At 46.5% G+C, this 22,126-nt stretch carries 23 protein-coding genes; 11 read left to right on the top strand and 12 right to left on the bottom strand.

The features are described from left to right. Positions 1–8: 8 nt before the first annotated feature. From H9Q13_RS15510 to H9Q13_RS15500, 3 genes are all read left to right on the top strand, one after another. Positions 9–677, top strand: coding sequence for an OmpH family outer membrane protein (locus tag H9Q13_RS15510; protein ID WP_191184718.1), 669 nt, complete (start codon positions 9–11; stop codon positions 675–677). A 31-nt stretch (positions 678–708) separates the two neighbouring features. Beyond that, positions 709–1,317 carry an OmpH family outer membrane protein gene (locus tag H9Q13_RS15505; RefSeq protein ID WP_191184717.1) on the top strand — a complete coding sequence of 203 codons (609 nt, stop codon included), beginning with the start codon at positions 709–711 and terminating at the stop codon, positions 1,315–1,317. Positions 1,318–1,398: 81 nt separating this feature from the next. Beyond that, complete coding sequence (locus H9Q13_RS15500) at positions 1,399–2,436, top strand: RluA family pseudouridine synthase (RefSeq protein ID WP_191184716.1); 1,038 nt, start codon at positions 1,399–1,401, stop codon at positions 2,434–2,436. Between the two features lie 90 nt (positions 2,437–2,526). On the opposite strand, the gene H9Q13_RS15495 is transcribed toward H9Q13_RS15500, so the two are convergent. From H9Q13_RS15495 to mazG, 8 genes are all read right to left on the bottom strand, one after another. Then, positions 2,527–4,131 (bottom strand): tetratricopeptide repeat protein, encoded by a 1,605-nt coding sequence (locus H9Q13_RS15495; protein WP_191184715.1) that lies wholly within the window; start codon positions 4,129–4,131, stop codon positions 2,527–2,529. A 38-nt stretch (positions 4,132–4,169) separates the two neighbouring features. Next, positions 4,170–5,132: a PstS family phosphate ABC transporter substrate-binding protein gene (locus H9Q13_RS15490; protein ID WP_191184714.1), complete on the bottom strand. Its 963-nt coding sequence runs from the start codon at positions 5,130–5,132 to the stop codon at positions 4,170–4,172. Between the two features lie 368 nt (positions 5,133–5,500). Then, entirely contained in the window at positions 5,501–6,343 is an 843-nt protein-coding gene (locus H9Q13_RS15485; RefSeq protein WP_191184713.1) for an energy transducer TonB, read from the bottom strand. Between the two features lie 248 nt (positions 6,344–6,591). Next, the gene (locus H9Q13_RS15480; protein WP_191184712.1) at positions 6,592–7,416 is read right to left on the bottom strand and encodes an energy transducer TonB; all 825 of its coding nucleotides are present in this window, start codon (positions 7,414–7,416) and stop codon (positions 6,592–6,594) included. Positions 7,417–7,419: 3 nt separating this feature from the next. Then, positions 7,420–7,947, bottom strand: a complete 528-nt coding sequence (locus H9Q13_RS15475; protein ID WP_191184711.1) for an ExbD/TolR family protein — start codon at positions 7,945–7,947, stop codon at positions 7,420–7,422. Positions 7,948–7,964: 17 nt separating this feature from the next. Beyond that, positions 7,965–8,570: an ExbD/TolR family protein gene (locus tag H9Q13_RS15470; RefSeq protein ID WP_191184710.1), complete on the bottom strand. Its 606-nt coding sequence runs from the start codon at positions 8,568–8,570 to the stop codon at positions 7,965–7,967. Positions 8,571–8,588: 18 nt separating this feature from the next. Continuing rightward, a complete protein-coding gene (locus H9Q13_RS15465) occupies positions 8,589–9,464 on the bottom strand; it encodes a MotA/TolQ/ExbB proton channel family protein (protein WP_191184709.1) in 876 nt (291 codons plus the stop codon). A gap of 570 nt (positions 9,465–10,034) precedes the next feature. Continuing rightward, a complete protein-coding gene (mazG, locus tag H9Q13_RS15460; RefSeq protein WP_191184708.1) occupies positions 10,035–10,844 on the bottom strand; it encodes a nucleoside triphosphate pyrophosphohydrolase in 810 nt (269 codons plus the stop codon). A gap of 217 nt (positions 10,845–11,061) precedes the next feature. On the opposite strand from mazG, the gene glmM reads away from it, so the two are divergent. The 3 genes from glmM (at position 11,062) to H9Q13_RS15445 (ending at position 14,396) form a co-directional block, all read left to right on the top strand. Next, positions 11,062–12,453 carry a phosphoglucosamine mutase gene (gene glmM, locus H9Q13_RS15455; RefSeq protein WP_191184707.1) on the top strand — a complete coding sequence of 464 codons (1,392 nt, stop codon included), beginning with the start codon at positions 11,062–11,064 and terminating at the stop codon, positions 12,451–12,453. Positions 12,454–12,586: 133 nt separating this feature from the next. Further along, entirely contained in the window at positions 12,587–13,729 is a 1,143-nt protein-coding gene (locus tag H9Q13_RS15450; RefSeq protein ID WP_191184706.1) for a cysteine desulfurase family protein, read from the top strand. An 85-nt stretch (positions 13,730–13,814) separates the two neighbouring features. Beyond that, complete coding sequence (locus tag H9Q13_RS15445; RefSeq protein WP_191184705.1) at positions 13,815–14,396, top strand: LOG family protein; 582 nt, start codon at positions 13,815–13,817, stop codon at positions 14,394–14,396. Between the two features lie 169 nt (positions 14,397–14,565). On the opposite strand, the gene hemH is transcribed toward H9Q13_RS15445, so the two are convergent. Both hemH and H9Q13_RS15435 read right to left on the bottom strand, forming a co-directional pair. Beyond that, positions 14,566–15,594: a ferrochelatase gene (gene hemH, locus H9Q13_RS15440; RefSeq protein ID WP_191184704.1), complete on the bottom strand. Its 1,029-nt coding sequence runs from the start codon at positions 15,592–15,594 to the stop codon at positions 14,566–14,568. 102 nt (positions 15,595–15,696) lie between these two features. Then, positions 15,697–16,224 carry a hypothetical protein gene (locus H9Q13_RS15435; protein ID WP_191184703.1) on the bottom strand — a complete coding sequence of 176 codons (528 nt, stop codon included), beginning with the start codon at positions 16,222–16,224 and terminating at the stop codon, positions 15,697–15,699. A gap of 158 nt (positions 16,225–16,382) precedes the next feature. Between H9Q13_RS15435 and era the strand changes: the two genes are divergently transcribed. The 4 genes from era to H9Q13_RS15415 all read left to right on the top strand — a co-directional run bounded on the left by era (position 16,383) and on the right by H9Q13_RS15415 (position 19,270). After that, positions 16,383–17,270 carry a GTPase Era gene (era, locus tag H9Q13_RS15430; RefSeq protein ID WP_191184702.1) on the top strand — a complete coding sequence of 296 codons (888 nt, stop codon included), beginning with the start codon at positions 16,383–16,385 and terminating at the stop codon, positions 17,268–17,270. Between the two features lie 63 nt (positions 17,271–17,333). Further along, positions 17,334–18,647, top strand: coding sequence for a ribosome biogenesis GTPase Der (gene der / locus H9Q13_RS15425; protein WP_191184701.1), 1,314 nt, complete (start codon positions 17,334–17,336; stop codon positions 18,645–18,647). A gap of 71 nt (positions 18,648–18,718) precedes the next feature. Then, positions 18,719–18,895, top strand: a complete 177-nt coding sequence (locus H9Q13_RS15420; RefSeq protein ID WP_191184700.1) for a hypothetical protein — start codon at positions 18,719–18,721, stop codon at positions 18,893–18,895. Between the two features lie 195 nt (positions 18,896–19,090). Then, the gene (locus H9Q13_RS15415; protein WP_191184699.1) at positions 19,091–19,270 is read left to right on the top strand and encodes a hypothetical protein; all 180 of its coding nucleotides are present in this window, start codon (positions 19,091–19,093) and stop codon (positions 19,268–19,270) included. A gap of 62 nt (positions 19,271–19,332) precedes the next feature. Here the strand turns inward: H9Q13_RS15415 and H9Q13_RS15410 are convergent, their stop codons facing one another. After that, entirely contained in the window at positions 19,333–19,902 is a 570-nt protein-coding gene (locus H9Q13_RS15410; protein ID WP_191184698.1) for a hypothetical protein, read from the bottom strand. 221 nt (positions 19,903–20,123) lie between these two features. On the opposite strand from H9Q13_RS15410, the gene H9Q13_RS15405 reads away from it, so the two are divergent. Further along, positions 20,124–21,206, top strand: coding sequence for a TPR end-of-group domain-containing protein (locus H9Q13_RS15405; protein WP_191184697.1), 1,083 nt, complete (start codon positions 20,124–20,126; stop codon positions 21,204–21,206). Positions 21,207–21,278: 72 nt separating this feature from the next. Here H9Q13_RS15405 and murQ read toward each other — a convergent pair whose 3' ends face one another. Continuing rightward, positions 21,279–22,100 carry an N-acetylmuramic acid 6-phosphate etherase gene (gene murQ / locus H9Q13_RS15400; RefSeq protein WP_191184696.1) on the bottom strand — a complete coding sequence of 274 codons (822 nt, stop codon included), beginning with the start codon at positions 22,098–22,100 and terminating at the stop codon, positions 21,279–21,281. Between the last annotated feature and the right edge of the window lie 26 nt (positions 22,101–22,126).

The following is a 22,126-nucleotide window of genomic DNA, read 5'->3' as shown; positions in this document are numbered from 1 at the left end:
GAATTAGTATGAAAAAGTTTTTGTTCATCTTTTTAGCGGGCTTTTTGCTTTCGACTGTTTCGCAGGCGCAGAAGTTTGGCTATATTGATTCTAACTTTATCCTGAGTAAAATGCCGGCTTATGCCAAGGCGCAGGCTGAGTTGGACAAGCATAGCGAAGCGTGGCAGAAAGAAATAGAGGGTATGTATCAGGCTGTAGAAAAGATGAAGCAGGACTACAAAGCCGAGGAGGTGCTGCTTACTGACGTGATGAAGCAAAAACGTCAGGCCGATGTAACACGCAAGGAAAATGAGGTCAGGGATTACCAGCGCAAGATATTCGGATTCGAAGGAATGATGTTCAAGCGTCGCCAGGACCTGATACGGCCTATTCAGGATGAAGTATTCACTGCTGTCGAAAAAGTAGCAAAGGCAAAAGGCCTTCAAATAGTATTCGACAAGTCAGGTGATCTGGTAATGATCTATACCAACCCGGTGCATGATTACACGGAGTATGTGCTGGAGGAACTTGGATTAGCCACCGATAAACAAAACATGCCTGGCAAACGTCCGGCTGATGCCATTGTGGATGATCCCGCAAACCTTCCTGAAACAGGTATAGAAAGTGAGGAAGGCCAGAACCAGACACAGCAAAACAGGCAAAAGACGCAGCCTGCCAAAAAGAAGTCTAACAACTAAACTACAAGAATCACAAATTAACCATCCAATCATGAACAAAATCAAAACTTTAGTAGCAGCGTTTTTACTTATTAGCTTCGCGTCATTTGCTCAAACAAATGATCAGGCTGTTAAAATCGGTTTTGCTAACGTAGAAGAGATCCTGAGCAAAATGCCTGAAAGAACAGCAATGCAGAAAGAGCTCGAAACATATGGCCAAAAGCTACAGGAGCAGTTTGCTTCAAAAGAAAACGAGTATAACACAAAGCTTCAGGCTTACCAGAAAGGTGCCACCACAATGGATAAAGTTGTTCGCGAAGACAAAGAGCGTGAGTTGGTAAACCTGGAGCAGTCTATTCAGAAGTTCCAGTACGATGCCCAGATGTCACTTCGCGAGAAAGAGCAGTCTCTTATTCAGCCTGTTTTGGTAAAGATTGAGAATGCGATCAAAGAAGTAGCAAAAGAGAACGGCTACTTGTACATCCTAAGCGAGCAGGCTATTCTGGAAGGTCCTGACAGCGGTAACATCAACAACCTGGTATTTAAGAAGCTTGGCGTAGACCCTGCGAAGCAGCCAGCTGCTGCCCAGCAAACTCAGCCACAGCAGCAGAAGCCTGCCGCGAAGCCAGCAGCTACGACTCCAGCCAAGAAGAAAAAATAAGAAGTACTCCTTAGTGAGTTCAGGAAAGCCGATGTTCTATACCTCGGCTTTCTTTTTGTTTATACCTAAAGCTAGTATACCGTGATTGACTTTGAAGAAGAAGAGCAGGACAGTATAGAAGACTCGGACGAATTATATGAGCACCATCGCATAGTGGTGGATAAAGGCCAGGCGCTGCTTCGCATAGACAAGTTTCTGATGGATCGTTTGCCTAACGTAACCCGGAACAAACTACAGGGTGCTATACGCTCAGAGTCTGTGCAGGTGAATCAGAAACCAGTGAAGGTTAGCTACAAAGTAAAGCCGCTGGATATAATAACGATTACGCTAGCCAATCCTCCCCGCGATACCGATATTGTGCCGGAAGATATTCCGTTGGATATCCTGTATGAAGACGATGAACTGCTTATTGTGAACAAAGAAGCAGGTATGGTCGTGCACCCTGCCTACAACAACTGGACAGGTACGCTTGTCAATGCGCTGACCTATTATCTTCAGAATTTGCCTACAGCACGGAATGGGGAAGGCAGGCCTGGGTTAGTACACCGCATCGACAAAGATACCTCTGGGCTGCTTGTAATTGCCAAATCTGAGTATAGTATGGCCTATTTGGCGAAGCAGTTTTTTAAGCATACGATTGAACGCACCTACTATGCCTTGGTATGGGGTGTTCCAAAACAAGATGAAGGTACAATCGTGGGCCATGTGGGGCGGAGCGCAAAAGATAGACGCGTGATGTCTGTTTACCCTGGGGGCGAGTATGGCAAACACGCAGTTACGCACTACAAGGTGTTGCGTAGGTTCAAATATGTATCCTTAGTGCAGTGTAACCTGGAGACTGGACGAACACACCAGATTAGGGCGCATATGAAGCATATTGGACATCCATTGTTTTCAGATGCAACCTATGGAGGCGATAAAATACTTCAAGGCATGCCAACGGGCTCCTATAAGACTTTCGTAGAGAACGCGTTTAAGATAATCCCCAGACAAGCCCTACACGCCAAATCATTAGGCTTTAAACATCCCGTGACGAAGGAGTTTGTGCAGTTTAGTACTGAGCTACCCACCGACTTCCAGAATGCCCTGGATAAATGGGCTCTTTATGAGAATCAGTAACTATGTACTGAGTTTCTGGAATGGATAAGTTCATAAAAGAAATGGCCCGCTTCATTTGAAGCGGGCCATTTCTTTTATGAAACCTTGCTACTAACGTTTTTTCTTAGGAGCACTGGTTCTGTTGATTTCAGCCAAGGCTGTTTCAGCCTGTGCGTTTGTTGGATCAAGTGTTTTTACCTCAGTCCAGTACTTAACGGCATTGTCGCGTTCACCTTTCAGGTAGTAATAGTAACCTAAATAAGTATTGGCTTCAATTAGCTCTTTCTTATACTTATCTTTCTCACCATTAGTAAGCTTAATGAATTCTTCATAATGCGGTTTTGCCAGACCTTTTTCTGTCTCAGGGTCCAGGTTGGACTGAGCACGGGCTCTCCAGATATGAGCATAGGCATAAGTTGGGTTAGCATCTGTGATCTTTTTGTAAGTCTCATCTGCCTTATCAAACTTCTCAGCCATCATATAAGCATTTCCTAAGTGGAAATAATCTGTATTTGAAGTACCCAGCTTCTCTTGTTTTCTGGTATATACCTCAACCGCTTTATCAAACTTCTGCTCACGTGCATACTGGTTGGCCAGATCGTAGTATAACTCCGGCTTGCTTGGGTCCATGGCCAGAGCTTTTTCCAGATTCTCAATGGCCTTAGCTGGCTGATTGTTTCTGCCTAAGATTTTACCATAATACTCATAATCACTGGCAATCATGTTGCTCTGGTCAACCTTGCTCAAGTAATTCTCCATGGCCTTAAGAGCTTCTTCAGGCTTCCCAAGTTCCAGGTATGAGTATGCTAACAGACGGTTCATCGTCTTGTTGTTAGGATCTGTCTTCAGAACTTCCTGCACCTCTCTAAGAGTCCCTTCATAGTCCTTGGTCAGGAAAAGGAATGACGCATACTTAGCACGGGTAGCCGGAGTGTTCTCAGACATATCAACGTACTGCTTAAAGGTAGACAACGCTCTGTCGTATTGGCCAGCGAAGTAGTAAAGCTCACCAAGGTCACGGTACGCAGGGGCGAATTTTGGGTCAATCTCAATGGCTTTTTTGTAGGCCTCTTCTGCTTCGTTGTAGTTACGTGAGCTAGTATAAAGCTGGCCTCTCTTTAAATGTGCTAGAGCAGACTTAGCATCCAGCTGAATAGCGCGATCGAAACTGCTCATTGCCTGGCCACCATTTTTCATTTTCAAATAAGCATCACCCATTAATACATGGATCATGGCATTATTTTTATCGCGGCTGGCCGCTTCTTTCAAATGCTCAATTGCTTTGTTAAGATCCTGCTCCGAAGCCTCAGGTTGATTAATGTAAGCTTCGGCAATCATGGCGCGCACATAAGCGTCTTTTTTGCCTCTCTTGGCGGCATCCGCGAAATGTTTCTCAGCAGCAGCTTTGTTACCTTTCTCGAGCTCAATTTTGCCCAATCCTACCATATTGATGGCAGACTTAGAGTTCTTGGCTAAGCCCTGATTAAAGTAATAAGCAGCTGAGTCTAATTTTTCAGTGCGGAGGTATATATCACCTAATCCGAAATAAGCATTATCGGCGTTTTTGTTATTTAGCTGTGATTTATAAACAGATTTAGCTTCCTGATAGCGCTCTAGGTCTACAGCTCTTCTGCCCTGGTCGCCAGACTGCGCAAAAGCAGCAGCAGTTGGGAACATAGCAGCAATCAGTAAAGCATATTTCCAATTATTTGTCATTGTTAATTAAGTTTAGTTTGTGTTATTATTGTCTTTGGTTACTCTTGTCTGAATTTTCTAGCCTTGTTGTTAAAACCTACAATACGAACCGGCATTGTGGCAGGCACAAGTCCTGATTTCAGTATTATACGCTGGCCTTTGTCACTGGCTACATAAGAAGCAAAACCTGTGCCAAGTCCTGCACGGCCCTCAGTACTAATGATATACAGAAATCTTCTTAACGGGTATTCACCCTGTGCTATATAAGCTTGGTAGGGTTGGAAGTAACTGTCAGTAGTTATCGGGTTTTCTTCTGAGCTTAGACCTACTACTTTTATTTTCCCTAAAAAGTTAAGTGATGTTGTGTCATCCCGGTCGCTTATCCAATTTACACCGATCACACCAATTGCGTTTTCGTTCTTAGCCACATAGTCAATCAGAGCCGCATGTGAGTTGCTGGCAGCAGTGCCTTTTGGTAATGGTTGGCCTGCCATGAGTGTGTCCCGCACATAACGGGCCGTACTTGAATTATTATTGTCAAACACGATGGCTATATCCCTAAGTTTGCTTTCGGAATTTAACTGCTTCCAATTCGATATTTTGCCTGTGAAAATGTCACGCACCTGATTCATGGTGAGGAGCGTATCACGGTTATTACTGTTTACAATTAGGGCAACGGCGTCAATCGCGATTTTGGTATACCTAGGCGTCAGCTTGCGCTGATCAAATACTGCTTTTTCGTTATCTGTAAGTTTGCGGGATACAATTGCGACTCTGGTGCTGTCGTCGAGTAGGTCTCTGAATACAGCACCCTCTGTTTTGTAATGATCCTCTATGTTGGCATACTTGTATATGCCTTCAAAGGTACTGACCTGACTTTCAATAATAGGTTTGAAGGTTTCATCCACACTGATACTGATCGTGCCTGTAGTAGATGTATCCCGGCTAGTTTCTGGATCTCCTCCGCATGCTGCAAGAGCAGTAAGGGAGAACACCACAAGGGTTTTTGCTGCTTTAATCATGGTGTCTGTTACGCTTAGATCTGGAATTTAGCTGATATGCTCTCACAAATCTAACAATTCCATACAATATCAGTGTTCCTCCAAATAAGACGCGTGCGGTCTCCGGCATATCCAGGTTATAGGTTTCGGCATCCATGAAAATGATAAATAGGCCGAGTGCTACATAAATTAATGTCATGAGCATGCCAAAGTAGCGTGCAAACTTATTGAAGAAAGCTACCGTTGGCTTTTCACGTTCCCTATCTGATCTGAGCATAAATGATTTTAGCTATATATGTTGCCTTAAATTTAACGTATAAACTTCAAAAATTAAAGCAGAAGCTTTTCTATATACAGATTGGCTTCTGCTTTATACTATATTCACTTGCTTATCGTTTCATGCTGAATCTTATTGGGAGCGTATACCTGACCGCTACAGGTTTTCCGTTCTGTCTGCCTGGTGTCCACGGTGGCATTTCATTTATAACCCGCAGGGCTTCTTCGTCAGTTCCAAAACCGAGTCCTTTCAGAATTGTTGCGTCAGTAATATGGCCTGTTCGGTTCACGACGAAACTTAGTATAACCACACCTTCAATATTTTCATTGACAGCTTGCCTCGGGTATTTTATCTTTCGACTGATGTAGCGAAGCAGTCCTTCCTCACCACCCTCGAAATATGGCATGTCAGCTACAAACTCATAGACGCTATTGGTATTGACTTCGCCAGTTCCATTTCCACTGTTACTAGTCGAGGGGTCTATACCTGTTAAGTTTGGGTTTTGGGCCTGTTCACCTTCCTGGTTTCGTGTGCCAATAATAGCCCCTCTTAGCTGCTCCACTGTTGGCACCTCTCTAGTGTCATCCGGGTGGTCATTGGATACCACTTTGGTGGCAACATGTGCTACAGTTTTTACCTTTTCTTGGTGAGGCTCTACAATAGGAGTCGGAGGCGTGCTTTCCATCTTCGGGGGAGGTGGAAAGATCCGGTCTGCATCTATTATGGTAATCTTGTCCTTGTTAGTATTCTTGGCAACAGGACCCTCCACAGTTGCATTGCTTTGTTTTAATAGTGGCCAACCCAATCCACTAAGAAATACTGTTGTTGCCAGAGTGGCTGCTAATACAACGTGTTTACCATAGGCCCTGCGCAATTCATATGCCCCATATGCCTGATTTCGTCTTTCAAATATGATGTTGTTGAAAGACATGTCGAATAAATAGCTCTCTTTCATGGTACTTCGTGTTTTGAGGTGAACATTACGCATCACTTAATGCGCTTTTATTCATGATGACCCCTCAGCACTTTTTCCATAAAATTTTTCGAATAATTTTTCTTTAACAGTTTTGTGCCTGTATGATTCTTTAAGATCTATGTATGCTGCTATACTTTTGCTTTTGTGATTCTGTTTAAGCTAGGATCAACCACAAAAAAAAAAGGCCCTGACTAGCAGGGCCTTTTTTTATTTAGCATGATGTGTGATTACTTGATAGCGAATCGCACTGGCAGTGTATAGCGAACTGGTACCGTTCTGCCATTTTGCTTGCCTGGCGACCATTTTGGCATTGTCTTCACAACGCGCATTGCTTCTTCGTCAGTACCTGAGCCCAAGCTTTTCACAACCTGTATCTCAGAAATTTCGCCTGTACGGCTTACAACGAACGAAAGAACTACCAAGCCTTCTACTCCGGCACGCTGTGCGGCTGCTGGGTAGCGGATGTTTTTACCAAGGTACTTTAACATTTCGCTTTCACCGCCTGGGAATTCAGGCATTTGCTCAACGTAAGTATATGGCTTCTCCTCTACTACTTCCGCAACAACATCACTTGTACCGTCGATATTGCCCAAATCAAGTGGAGCTCCTTTAACACCTTCTACCGTTTTGGTTCCGATATCTATGTCTTCGAGTTCTTTCTGATCAGGCACTTTCTCTTCTTCCACAACTTCTGCGTCACGCTTCACAACAGGAGGCGTAAACTTTACCTGTGCACGCACTGGTGGTGGTGGTGGCGGAAGATCTGGTGGCGGCGGCGGCGGCGGCGGCGTAGCTTCATCAATTGGTGGTGGTGGGGCTAACTCTACCTCTGTAACAATTCGCTCAACCGGCACTACTTCCTCTTCATCCTCCAGCAGGCGTCCAATCAAAGGGATGCTTATCAAAAGGGCGAAGATGCCGATAGCTATAATAGCTGCCGTAGTAACGTGCTTATTGTACAGTTGACGTAGTAGGTAGGCGCCATACGCCCGGTTTCGTCCGGCAAAGACGATGTCGTCGAGCGATGCTTTTTCTAACTTACTAGTTTCCATGTATTACTCTCCAAATTTACTCTTAACCAATTCTTTGTCATTGTCAGATACTTCAACAATTGCAAAGCGATTAGTGTCAGTGATTTTCAATTCATCCAAAATGTCAACTACGTTCTTGTAGCGCGACTTCTCCATTGGCTTTACCAGAACTGTCATCTTATCGTTGCCACGAACTTTTGGCGAGATTAAAACTTTTCTGATTCCGTTTGCCGAGTAATCTGACTTCAGCACCTCCGGATTCTCAGCTGGGTCGCCAAGACCGAAATAATAGTACAGGTTGTCATTCTCACCCAGGATAATCGTCATGGCATTACTTGCCTTCAAAGCAATTTGCTCATCAGGGTTGTCCGGCTTCACAGGCATGTTTATTTCCATGGTCTGTGGCTTGCTGAACGTGGTAGTAAGCATGAAGAACGTCAATAGAAGAAACGCAAGGTCTACCATTGGTGTCATGTCCAGGTGGACAGACATCTTCTTGGATCTTTTCTTACCACCTTTACCGGAGTCGGCTTTTTCTTGTACTTCTGCCATTTCTTAGCTCCTTTCTTTTATAGGTTAGTAGGTCTATTTTCCATATCGGTAACCAGGTTGAACCTGTTTATCTTTCTGTCCTGTAGCGTCTGTATAACCTTCTGCACCACACTGTAATCTACATCCACGTCACCTTTAATGGCGATAGCCACTTTCGGGTTTGTAAGACGTGTCTGGTGCACCCAGTCACCCAGTTCATTTCTGGCAGAGTCTACCGGTATACCTGGCTGGTTTACTTCTTTACGGGCATTTGGCTCCATAGACAAGTAAGACTTCAATTGGTTCACCGGAACGCCGAAGTTAGTTAGCAGAGAGAAGGTCTTTTTTTCTTCCTCCGTGAAACTAACGCCGTACTTAGCTGACATCTTGTCGAGTAACGATTCTTTAGTTCCCTGACCGTCAACACCGAAGAACACCCGATTGTCTTTGTCAACCGTAATGGTGATGATGTTGGTGTCTGGAAGCTTGATCTCTGATACAGAGGATGGAGTATCTACAACCACCGCCTCTTCAGGAGCAAACTTTGTTGTCAACATAAAGAAAGTAACCAGCAAGAAGGCCAAGTCCACCATTGGCGTCATGTCCAACGTAGGTTTGGTTCTTTTTACTTTTACTTTAGGCATTTTCTTGGGTTATAGCGATTAGATAGTTGTATGCGGTCTTACCGTGTTTGCTGCAGTTTCGTGCTGCGAAGCAAAAGTAGAGATGATGCTGAAGCCAGCCTCGTCAATGCTGTAAGTCAACTCGTCAATCTTGCTAGTAAAGAAGTTATAGGCAATGATCGCGATTGCAGAACCAGTTACACCAAGAGCCGTGTTGATAAGGGCCTCAGAGATACCGTTTGCAAGAGCTACTGCGTCTGGAGAACCTGCAGTTGCAAGAGCCGAGAACGCCTTCACCATACCTAGTACCGTACCGATCAAACCAGTCAGTGTAGAGATCGAAGCAATTGTTGAGATAATCACCAGGTTTTTCTCCAGCATTGGAAGCTCCAGTGATGTAGACTCTTCAATTTCTTTCTGAATAGCGGCTACTTTCTCAGCCTTCAGCAATTCTGGCTCGTGAAGCATCTCCTTGTACTTGATCAATCCAGACTTCACCACGTTGGCAACAGAACCCTGCTGTGCGTCGCAGGCAGCGATAGCGCCGTTGATGTCACGCTGGTTCAGTTTCTGAGAAATAGAGCGAACGAAGTTGGCAATGTTCTTCTTTCCTTTTGCTTTGCTGATAGTCAAAGAGCGCTCAATTGAGAAAATGAATACCAATAACACCAATGTCAATAGGATAGGCACTACCCAACCACCTTTGTATACGATACCCAAGTAGTTCTCAGGAAGTGGATGGTTCGCGTTGTCGCCGCCTTCAAAGTTGGCAGGGTTGCCAAATACGAACATATAGATAAGTACACACGCAATGAATGCTACCGGAATTACGATAGTGGCAAATAAAGAGGATGTGGTACCGCTCTTCTTTTCTACATTAGCATCTTTGCTCACTACTGCAGTCTTTTTTTCCATTTTGTTTAAAAGTTTAAAGTTTAGCTGTTTGTGTTGTAATAAAAATGTTTGTGTAATATATGTTTGTGTAATATAAGAATGTAATTGTTTCGGATTTAGTTCTTATATGGTTTTGCAATTTCTGCTTTTTCTTCAATTTTCAAATGCTTTGAAGCTTTAAATTTTCAAAATTCTATCCGTAATACCTAATAGTCTTTTTAAAATCAATTTTCCGGTAGAGCATTTGAGACGAAAAATTGGCCTTTACAAATATATTTTATTTTTGATTTTTATCAAAGTTTAAACTTTGCTCTCGTCCATTATTCTGTTTCACGCGAAGTAATCGCAAAAAGAGCGATCTGGCCGGCCGATGTCATATGCCTATCGTCATACGAGATGATGCTGATAAGGTAACATGTAAAGCTGGGCGAACCGTCTTGGCTACGAGAGCCGGCAATAGCAACGTGAAAGGAACATGCCATCCAGACTGCTTAAATTAATGATCGAAATCTGCGTTAAGCTTGTTTGGTGGGCGATTGTGGCGAATAAAGGCTTAAATATACTGGATCAAACGCGAATTTGTATGTATGCCTACCTTTTTTTTGATTCGTTCCAGTAAAAATCCATCTCTTTTAGGGTCATGTCCTGTAGTCTTTTGCCTGCTTTGGCCGCCTCTTGTTCAATGTACTGGAACCGGTCAATAAATTTCAGGTTCGTTTTCTCCAGAGCTTCCTCCGGATTGATCTCTATGAAACGGGCAAAATTAATGAGCGAGAACAACAGATCGCCAAACTCATCTGTTGCCTTTCGGTGGTCTATTTTGCTGGTGTCCAGTATGTTAAACTCTGATTCGAACTCATTTAGTTCCTCTTGTACCTTTTCCCATACCTGTGTCTTGTCATCCCAGTCAAACCCGGCACCACGGGCTTTCTCCTGTATGCGCATGGCTTTAACCAATGCCGGAAGCGATGTGGGCACGCCACCAAGTACAGACTTGTTGCCTTCCTTTAGCTTGAGGCGCTCCCAGTTTTGTTTTACCTCCTCTTCTGTGTTGGCTGTCGCATCGCCGTAGATATGTGGGTGGCGGAAAATGAGTTTCTCGCAAAGAGAATTAAGTACATCGGCTATGTCGAAGTGGTCCTGCTCAGAGGCGATTTTGGCATAAAACACCATGTGGAGCATAATGTCTCCAATTTCTTTCTTTATCTCCGGCAAATCCTGGCGGATGATAGCATCAGAAAGTTCATATGTTTCCTCAATGGTAAGGTGGCGTAAGCTTTCGATTGTCTGCTTCTTGTCCCAGGGGCATTTTTCGCGGAGTTCATCCATTACGTCCAGCACACGGTTGAATGCCTGGAGTTGCCGTCCACGGGGGGTGTCTTCAAAATTCGGATTATCCATAAGGGCAAATATAATAAATTCCTCTGTGAGAGTGTTGTATAGGAATTATGATATACAAATGGCTTTTTAGGCGCCATGATTGACCGGAGAGGCACTTTGCAAACTTTAAAGCGCAACCAATACCCAGCTTACAGGAAGAGTGACATTGAAAAATAGATTATCCGCTTTACCTTCGATCTAAATTATTACTTTTGCAGCTGAAAAAAACAGAGATCAAGTGGCTTTAATAAAATCAATTTCGGGAATAAGGGGTACGATCGGGGGACAGGCAGGTGAAGCACTTACGCCGTTGGATGTGGTGAAGTTCGCCGCCGCTTTTGGCACCTGGGTATTGCAGACAACTAACAATAATAATATTGTGGTGGGCCGTGACGCACGTATTTCGGGCGATATGGTCAACAAGCTGGTTTGCGCTACTCTGCAAGGATTAGGTATAAACGTAATCGACCTGGGCTTGTCTACGACGCCAACCGTCGAGATGGCCGTGCCGGACTACGCAGCCGGTGGCGGTATTATTCTAACGGCTAGCCATAACCCGAAGCAGTGGAATGCCCTAAAGCTCCTCAATCAGAAAGGAGAATTTATTTCGGATGTGGAAGGCAAACTGGTACTGGAACTTGCCCAGGAAGAAGCTTTCAATTTTGCTCAGGTAACTGAACTGGGGAACTACACAATCGACGATACTTATTTTCAAAAGCACATCGATGCCATACTAGCATTGCCTTTGGTTGATGTGCAGGCCATCAAAGCTAAAGATTTCAGTGTGGCGATCGACTGTGTAAACTCCACTGGAGGTATAGCTTTGCCTATGCTGCTGGAGGCCCTCGGTGTCAACAAAGTTGAAAAGCTGTTTTGTGAGCCAGATGGTAATTTCCCGCACAACCCGGAGCCGCTGCCAGAGAACCTGCGCGATATTTCCCGCCTCATCGAGAAAGGCAAGTTTGACCTGGGTATAGTGGTGGATCCGGATGTGGATCGCCTGGCGCTGATCAACGAAGATGGCAGCATGTTCGGCGAAGAGTATACCTTGGTGGCCGTGGCAGACTACGTGCTCAAGAACCAGGTAGGCAATACCGTCTCGAACCTGTCGTCGACCCGAGCACTTCGCGATGTGACCGAGAAGGCGGGTGGGAGCTATTATGCTGCAGCCGTGGGCGAGGTGAATGTGGTGAACATGATGAAGGCTGAAAACGCCATTATCGGTGGAGAAGGCAATGGAGGTATTATCTATCCAGAGTTGCATTACGGTCGCGATGCCCTGGTAGGTATAGCGCTGTTCTTAACGCATCTTGCCAAGTCAGACATGAGCATGACGCAACTCCGTGCCAGCTATCCGAACTATTATATCTCTAAAAACAAAATCGAGCTTACACCAGGTATCGATGTGGACAACGTGCTGACGCAGATACAGGAGCGCTATGCCAAGCAACCCATCAATACGATTGACGGTGTGAAAATTGAGTTTGACAAAGAATGGGTGCATTTGCGCAAGTCTAACACCGAGCCGATCATTCGGATTTATGCAGAGTCGGAGAGCAACGCCACGGCCGAGCATTTGGCCAACAAAATCATTGCTGACATCAAAGAGGTCATCTCGGCCAAAGCATAATGTGTTGTTGCTGTAGCATATTGCCAGTTGCAGACTGAGGTTGCGCCAAAGGAGAAATGAAGCCTTTTTCTCCCTTGGCGCAACTTTTTTTTATACTTTAGTAGTTCGTTTAAGAGAATACAACAAAAATATCATGCGTGTTTATTTAGATAATGCAGCTACCACGCCTCTAGACAAAGAGGTTTTTGACGCCATGGCCCCGTTTATGCTGGAGCATTTCGGTAACCCGTCGTCCATCCATTCGCATGGGCGTGAGGTGAGGTCCGCCATTGAGAAAGCACGCCGGACTGTTGCTACCCTACTAAACACGTCGCCTGCCGAGATATTTTTTACCTCTGGTGGCACAGAGGCCGATAATTCAGCCATTGTCTGTACCTGCCGCTCCCTGGGTATAAAGCATGCCGTGACGACAAAGCTCGAGCACCATGCGGTATTGCATACCATGGAAGTGCTGGAGAAGAACGGCGACATGCAGGTGAGCTACCTGCGTCACGACGAGCGTGGCAATCTCGATCTGGAACATCTGGAGGAGATCCTTGCGAATCAGCCCCGCACGATTGTTTCCATCATGCATGCCAACAATGAGATGGGCACCTTGAATGATATCGAGAAAATAGGAGAAATCTGTAGAAAGTATGATGCCGTTTTTCACTCTGACACGGTGCAGACGATGGGCCACTACAAGCACGATGTGCAGAAGTTGGGGGCAAATTTTATCATCGGTTCAGCGCACAAGTTTCACGGTCCGAAAGGTATAGGCTTCCTCTACTGCGATGCAAGCACCAAAATTCAGCCGCTGATTCACGGAGGGGCCCAGGAGCGCAACATGCGTGGCGGCACCGAAAACGTGTACGGAATCATCGGTCTGGCCAAAGCCTTGGAGATTGCTTATCGCGATATGGAGGAGCACCAAAAACATATGCAGGGTCTGAAAGATCGTATGGTTTACAGGCTACGCGAGCTGATAGAAGATGTGCGCTTTAACGGCATGTCGGAGTTCAGTGGCAAGAGTCTGTATACTGTGCTAAACGTGAGTCTGCCAGCCTCCGACATCAACGAGATGTTGCTGTTTAGTCTGGACATCGCCAAAATTTCTGCTTCCGGTGGAAGCGCCTGCAGCAGTGGTGCCAACGCTGGTTCGCATGTGCTGCGTGCGCTGGGTGTAGACCCAAGCCGTGGTTCGGTTCGCTTCTCGTTCAGCAAGTATAACACGGAAGCTGAAATCGATTATGTGGCCGAGACCCTTGCTAAAATGTATAAAAAAGAGCTGGCCTAGGTATAGCCGGGTTTAGTAACATTATAAAAAGGCTTCAGCAGTAATGTTGAAGCCTTTCTTTATCAATAAAAATCAAGGTATAGCAATGAGAAGTATAGGCGTTTTTTGCGGAGCCAATGCCGGTGTAAACCCAACGTATAGCGAAGGGGCAACTAAACTCGGCCAAAAGATGGCCGCACAAGGTATACAGCTGGTATACGGCGGTGGCAACGTAGGCTTGATGGGCATAATTGCGGATGCGGTGCTAGCTGCTCAAGGTATAGGGATAGGCGTGATTCCGCAGAGCCTGGTCGATAGGGAAGTGGCGCATACCGGTTTGCAGGAATTGATCGTGGTGGAGAGTATGCACGAGCGCAAAGCAATTATGGCGGCCCGTTCCGATGCTTTTGTAGCCATGCCAGGTGGTTTCGGTACCTTCGATGAAATTTGCGAGATCATCACCTGGAATCAGCTTGGTATTATCAAAAAGCCAGTGGCATTCTACAACATCAACGGCTACTGGGACAAGTTCTTCGAAATGATAGACCATACCGTGGCCGAAGGCTTTGTGAAATTCGACCAGCGCGAGAACCTGATTGTTGAAAGCGATCCTGAAATGCTGTTGCAAAAACTGCAAAGCTATGCCGATGCCACGTCAGATTACTGGGTAGATTTTAAGCGGATTTAATTGTCGGCTATTAATTGCTACTTGTTGATCCAGGTATAAATTGATTTTAGGTATAGCGAATAAACAAGTCTAACTCAAAACAGAAGCGCCGTTGCATAGTTGCAGCGGCGCTTCTGTTTTAAACCTGCGAAGACTTCTTCAAATCTTCACGACTTCAAATTTTTAAGTTCTAATGTTGGAGAATCATCTCTTTTACAGCTTCCACCCACATTGGATTGGAGTTCAGGCTTTCTACCAACTGCCATTTCTCTCCACCGGCGTGCTCAAACATTTCCTTAAACTCCTCGCCAACTTCTATCGTGGTTTCAAGGCAGTCGGCAACAAATGCAGGGCTGTATGCCAGCACTTTTTTGATGCCCTTAGCTGGAAGGGTTTTCAGCACCTCGTCAGTATACGGTTGCAGCCACGGGTCTTTCAGGAGCCTCGATTGGAAGGAAACCGTGTACTGGTCTTCGCGCAGGCCAAGTTTTTCGGCCAATAGCCTCGATGTGGCGAAGCAGGCAGCGCGGTAGCAGTATTTGTTGCGTTTGTTATAAGAATTGCAGCAGGCACCCAGCTGGCAGTAACCTTTGTCGCTGCCTTTGAGGACCTGACGCTCCGGCAAGCCGTGGTAACTGAAGATTACGTGATCGTAGTTGTCCTGCGCCATGTGCTGCTTGCCCAACTCCGCAAAGGCGTTGATAAAGCCCGGGTCGTCGCAGAAAGAGGAGATAAAGTTAATGCTAGGGATAACCCACCATTCTCTTACGATCTCCATCACCTTGTCCTGCACTGAGCCGGTAGAGGCGGCGGCGTATTGCGGGAACAGCGGGAGCACGATAATACGATCCACGCTTTTTTCGCGCAGTTCCTCCAAGGCGCTGGCTATGCTAGGGCTTTGGTAGCGCATGCCAAAGGCGACGTGGTAACCTGAGCCCAGGGCTTCCTGCAGTTTTTTCTGAAGGTCCAGTCCGTGGAAAAGGAGAGGCGAGCCACGCTCTGTCCATAGCTGCTTGTATACCTTAGCCGATTTTGGCGCTCTGAAAGGAGCGATCACGCCATTTACCAAGGCATAACGGCCCACTGCGTTCATATCAATTACACGTGGATCCAAGAGGAACTCACGGAGGTATTTTCTTACGTCAGGCGTTTCAGGCGAGTCCGGGGTTCCCAGGTTCACCAGCAAGACGCCGATCTTTCCATTGGTCTTCTTACTCATTTATGTCAATAGTGCTGTTGCCTTACAAAGATACGAAGTATAAGCCTTTTGTTAAGATTGATAATTTCTATACCATAATAGAGGTACAATGTTCAAGCGGAATTATTCTTCCCGTCTCTTCTTTTCGTAGGAATGTACTTCCTTTTCTAAATTTTTGTCGCGGTATTCTATACTGTATCTTAAAACATTGCCCTCATCGAGTCTTTCCTGCAAAACTCTTAGCTCGTAGTGGTCCTGCTCCCATACCTGAATTTGATGTGTGCTCAGCGCATTCGAACCTTCAGACGGGGCTCCATACGTATTATGAAGCCAGGTATAGACAGTGTCAGTGGCAGGCAATGTCTCTATGTCCATACTGATCAGGTAAAGCCGGTTATCAAAAAAGATGTACTGGATGTGCTGGGATCCATCAGCGCTTCTTGTATTATCCTGCTTTCTTTGATAGAACTTTGGGAAATTTATATCTTCTTCATCCTCCCATGAAAGCTCCATGCCGGAGATATCTTCCGGATAAGCTCCTAGAAGTGCACCTTTGTATCCTTGCCTGATCTGGTTAGGACTGTGCAGTATAAGATAGGCTATTGGCAAAACAAGGACCGGGATAAGAAGCAGGAGCATTTTCTTTTTCATAACAGAAGTCATTCATTTAGGGATAAATATAGACTAAATCGGGCAACTACCTCTATCGGTAGCCGACTGATTGTGCCAATGGCTCATTTACAAATATTTACATATTCCGGCTGAGTGTCGTAAAAAAGGAGTAATTTTGCAACCTCAAATTTTAGCGTATGTCTCAAGCTCCGCACAAAGCCGGTTTTGTAAGTATAGTAGGGAAGCCAAACGTAGGGAAGTCCACGCTCATGAACGCCCTCGTGGGCGAGAAGCTTTCGATTATTACTTCTAAGGCGCAGACCACACGTCACCGCATCATGGGCATCCTCAACGGAGACGATTTCCAGATCGTTTACTCTGACACGCCCGGTATCATTAAGCCGCAATATGCATTGCATGAGTCGATGATGAGCTTTGTGCGCACCTCGTTGGAGGACGCTGATATTATCCTGTTTGTGACGGACATCTATGAGAAGCACGACGAAGACGATGTGATCAAACGCCTGCAGCATGCACAGGTACCTATTCTGCTACTGATCAACAAGATCGACCAAGCGACAGAGGAGGAGGTGAACGAGAAAGTAGCCTACTGGCAGGAGAAGATGAACCCGACCGAGATCCACCCGATTTCGGCTTTGCATAACTTCGGGGTGGAGCCATTGTTTGCCCGTCTGATGGCTTTGTTGCCAGAGCACCCGGCTTTTTATCCCAAAGATGAACTGACTGACAAGCCTGAGCGTTTCTTTGTGTCGGAAATCATACGCGAGAAGATTTTCCTCAATTACAAAAAGGAGATTCCCTATAGCTGCGAAGTGGTGGTAGAGGAGTTTAAAGAGGAAGAGGACATTATTCGTATCCGTGCTGAGATCAGTGTGGAGCGCAAAAGCCAGAAGGGTATAGTGATCGGCCACAAAGGCGAGGCACTGAAAAAAGTAGGCACGCAGGCCCGCCTGGATATGGAACAGTTTTTCCAGAAAAAGATATTTCTTGATTTATACGTGCGCGTGAACGAGAACTGGCGAACCGACCAGAAGCTGTTACGCCGATTCGGCTACAGCGAGTAGCGCACTATTAAAGCTTCGGGGCAAGGTGCTCCGGGGGCACTTTAACTATTTTATTTTTATTAGATGTCAACCAACATCATTGCAATCGTAGGTCGCCCGAACGTGGGCAAGTCTACACTTTTTAATCGCCTTGTAGGGCGCCGCCAAGCCATCATGGACAACGAGAGCGGCGTAACCCGCGACCGTAGCTACGGGCACGGCGACTGGACCGGCAAGTACTATACCGTAATCGACACGGGTGGCTATGTGCACGGGTCCGACGATATTTTTGAAGGAGAGATCAACAAACAGGTAGAGCTGGCCATTAAAGAGGCCGATGTGATTCTGTTTATGGTAGATGTAGAAACTGGCGTAACCAGCCTCGATGAGGAATTCGCTAACGTGCTGCGCCGTACCGACAAACCTATTTATGTGGTAGCCAACAAAGCCGATACCAATGCGCGTGCGCACCAGATGGGCGAGTTCTATGCGCTAGGTATAGGCATAGACATTTTCCCGGTTTCGTCGCAGAGCGGTTCCGGTACCGGCGATTTACTGGATGAGGTGGTGAAGCACTTCAAAACGGAAGGTACGGAAGACCCGGATGTAGGTATACCTAGACTGGCCGTACTGGGTCGCCCGAACGTAGGTAAGTCTTCTTTCGTGAACATGCTGCTGGGTGTGGAGCGTAACATCGTAACCGATATTGCCGGTACTACCCGCGATGCCATCGACTCGCGCTATAACGCCTTCGGCAAAGAGTTTATCATTGTCGACACGGCCGGACTACGCCGTAAGAGCAAAGTGAGCGAGGACATCGAGTTTTACTCAGTGATGCGCTCTGTGCGTGCACTGGAGGATGCTGATGTGTGCATCGTAATGCTGGATGCCACCCGAGGGATTGAGTCGCAGGACGTGAACATTATCTCACTGGCCGAGAAGAACAGAAAAGGTATTGTCATCCTGGTGAACAAGTGGGATCTGGTGGAAAAGGAGACGAACACGACGAAGGAATTTGAGGAGAAAATTTTTGAAGCCATCGCTCCGATCAAGTACGTGCCGGTTATCTTTACTTCGGTAGTGACGAAACAGCGTGTGCACAAGGCGGTTGAGACGGCAATGGAGGTATACGAGCAGAAAACGCGTAAAATCCCTACCTCAAAGCTCAACGACAAGATCCTTCCGGATATCGAGCGCTATCCACCGCCATCTGTTAAAGGCAAGTTCATCAAGATCAAATACGTGACGCAGCTGCCGACGCACAACCCGACGTTTGCGTTTTTCTGCAACCTGCCGCAGTACGTAAAAGAGTCATATACGCGTTACCTGGAGAACAGCATCCGTAAGCATTTCGGGTTTGACGGAGTGCCGATTAAAGTTTTATTTAAGAAAAAATAGAGGCCTCGGCATTCGTATATTTAAATATAGTGGTATATTTGAGGCTTCATTTTATAAAAAATTATAACATCATGAAAAAAGTATTCGGTTTACTATTCGTTGCAGGTCTTTTCGCATTTGCTTCATGCAACAACACTGAAGAAACTGCAACTGAAGTTGAAACTACTGAAACTGTAGAAGAAGTAGAAGTTGAGACTGAAATGGAAGTTGATACTACTGCTACTCCTGACACTACTAACATCCAGTAGTCAACAGCAGTACCTAGTACTACCTGGCGCATGGCCGGGCTAATAAAAAAAGCACTCTTCGGAGTGCTTTTTTTATATATGCCAAAACCTATACATGTAGCTGCCGTATTGGACTTCATACTTAGGGTGGCGGTTGCTGCCCAGTCCGATGGAATTTCAAACTAAAAGTTCTTTTACAACCTTAACTGTTTTATCATGAAAAAGCCAATTTACTTATTATTAGCAGCCGGTCTGTTTACTTTCACTTTCGCATCATGCGACTCTCCGCAGGAAAACAGAGCGGAAGAGATGGAAGACGCTGCCGAAGATAGAGCTGACGAAATGGAAGACATGGCAGATGATATGGAAGACGACACGACCGTAGTAGTGCAGTAATCCTTCAAATGACCATAATAAAAATGGCAGGTCTGTTTACAGGCCTGCCATTTTTATTATATCTAAGGCCCAAGCCGTTTCTGGATCATGCTGTTCACCAGCGCAAAGAGCCGCTTCGGCGTATAGGTGCGCCAGTGCAGGTCATCCAGAGTACCGCCTGAGTTAATGTAGTAGTCGAGGTTATAGCTGCGCATTTCGCTCAGCACAAAGTCCCGGAAGCTGAGGGCGGCGATCCAGCCGTCCTCCACATCATCAAACCATTCTTCGTAATAGTCGTCCTCCGAGCCGTGGAAGTTAAACACGTTCTCGCCGATCAGGATAAAATATTTGATGCCTTCCTGTATAAGTGGGTCGATGATGTTGCGCTTCAGCTTCATGATGTCGTTATTGAGCGTGTCGTTCCACTCCCCGATAAACTCAATCACGACGAAGCCCAGCTCATAGTCGACATAGAGTATCTTCAGAAAAAGCGTCTCAGAGTCTATGTCGTCCCATTGCGGGTGAATGTAGTACCCGTAGATGGTGTTAGTGTATTGCATCAGGCTGTTTTCGGCGCCATAGAGTGGGGAGCGCGGGTCGTCCGTAGCAGAGTACAGTTCCAGCCAATTGTAAAACGGTTCGATGGTATGCATAAGTCAATTGATTCAGCTGCCTGCGCATTCGGGCGGCTTTTGTCTATCTACTCAAAGAATATGGACAAAGTTGGCTATATTTCAGGAAGAAACCTGCCTGTTTCTCAACTCTGTTTGCCTGTTACAGGTATAAGCGGGTACAAATTGTGGCCTAGTCATGCTAAGTGCTTCCGTGGCACGTTATAACATAGCACTTTCTTTCTGAAAATACCCTTCATCCTATGCAGTTTCAATTTAGATCACGCATCCCCCAATGTTTTTTGCCAGCCTTGCTGCTGTTTTTCATGCTAAGTCTTGGCGCTAAGGCGCAGGCAAACGCAGATTATGTGAAAGCGTACCATCCGCATATCAATCAAGCCGAGTCCCTCCTTATGGCGCAGGATTATGCAGGTGCGCTGGAGTCTTACCGGCATGCTTTCGGAGCGGTGCCGCACGGCTTTGCCCGGGACTATTACAATGCAGCCATATGCGCCACGCTGACCAATAACGAGAAGCAGGCTATAGGCTACCTTGAAAACCTGGTTGAGACCGGCGTGAGCTTGGAGTACCTGGAACAGCAGGAGGTGTTTGCCCCATTGCGCGAGCATAAGGTATGGAAGAAATTCGTGAAGAAATACCCGAAGCGCCGCAAAGAGTTCAGAAAGAAGACGAACATAGATCTACGTGCGGACCTGGACGAGTTGTGGGCCCGTGATCAGTACTTCCGGCAAGCAAAAGGAGGCTTAAAAGTACACGGCGACACGCTTCGCAAGATAGAGGCCGACAATGTGAAAAACCTGCTGGCTTGGATCAGTCAGCATGGCTATCCGGGCGAGAGACTGATCGGGGTGCCCGACACATTAGAGCAGTTGCCACGCTTCAGCATCGTGATACAGCGCCAGACAGCGGCCCGAAACGGCTTCGACTTTACGCCTGTGTTGGTTCAAGCCGTGCATGAGGGCAAGCTGGATCCGCATGCCGCTGCCTACCTGATAGACCAGCAGCAGGGCAAAAACTTGTACCGTTCCAAAGTGCTTGCCAAGGTGAGTTGCGACAAACCAAAAGAGTGTGAGGAGGATGAGGAGTTGGCAGGTATGGCCAGCCGTTACCTAACCCACAAGATAAGCCAGGAAGAAGAGGAAAAAGTGAACGAACGGCGAGCCGCCCTGGGGCTAGAGAGCATCGCAGATTATAGAAACAAAATGCGATATGCGTTGGAAGACAGACGTTTCAAGCTAGGCTATGATTGGGCCGTTATAAACTACAAAGTCCCCAGTAAGGAGGCCGCCAAGGTGCTGACGGAATCTTTGGTAGCAGTGGAGTAGAGGAGGGTACAAACTAAAGCGACGCATCAGATTTTATACCTGATGCGCCGCTTTAGTTTCTGCAGGATGCTGCTATACCTGGTAGTCTCCGTTTCGGTAAGCCTCAATAGCGGCCCTAACGCTGCCATACTTTTTGAGAAGCGCTGCGGCCTCCGGTTTGGCAAGCTGTAGCTCTTCCATAACCATGCGAATGCCCCGCTCCACCAGTTTGGTATTAGAGAGTTGCATGTCCACCATTTTGTTACCTTTCACATGTCCCAACTGCACCATGGTAGCCGTCGTCAACATGTTCAGAACAAGCTTTTGTGCGGTACCGGCCTTCATGCGGGTGCTGCCTGTCACGAACTCCGGCCCTGTGATTACCTCTACCGGGCAATCGGCAGTGGCAGCGGCGTTGCTGTTAGCGTTGCATACGATGCAGCCAGTAGCTATACCTTGGCGTCGGCATGCTTCGAGTCCGCCAACCACATAAGGCGTGTTGCCAGATGCCGCAATACCCACGACAATATCTTTGGGGGTTATATGATGTTCCTGTAAATCTTTCCAAGCTTGGGTCGTGTCGTCTTCGGCAAACTCTACTGCCTTGCGTATGGCCCCATCGCCCCCGGCTATGATACCGATCACCATGCCGTGTGGCACGCCGTAGGTAGGAGGGCACTCGGATGCATCCACTATGCCTAAGCGCCCGCTCGTCCCGGCCCCAATGTAAAACAAACGTCCACCCCGGCTCAGGCGATCAACGGTGGTTTTTACAAGTGTCTCGATCTGGGGAATGGCACGCTCCACGGCGAAGGGAACGGTTTTGTCCTCCTGGTTTATACTTTGCAGAAGTTTCAGCACGGGCATTCGCTCCAGGCTGTCATAGTTTGATTCAGATTCGGTGGTAGTGGACACTGCTATTCAAAAATAAGTTGATTTCA

The organism is Pontibacter aquaedesilientis, from assembly GCF_014773225.1.
GTDB lineage: Bacteria > Bacteroidota > Bacteroidia > Cytophagales > Hymenobacteraceae > Pontibacter > Pontibacter aquaedesilientis.
This window is presented reverse-complemented; position numbering and strand designations above follow the sequence as displayed.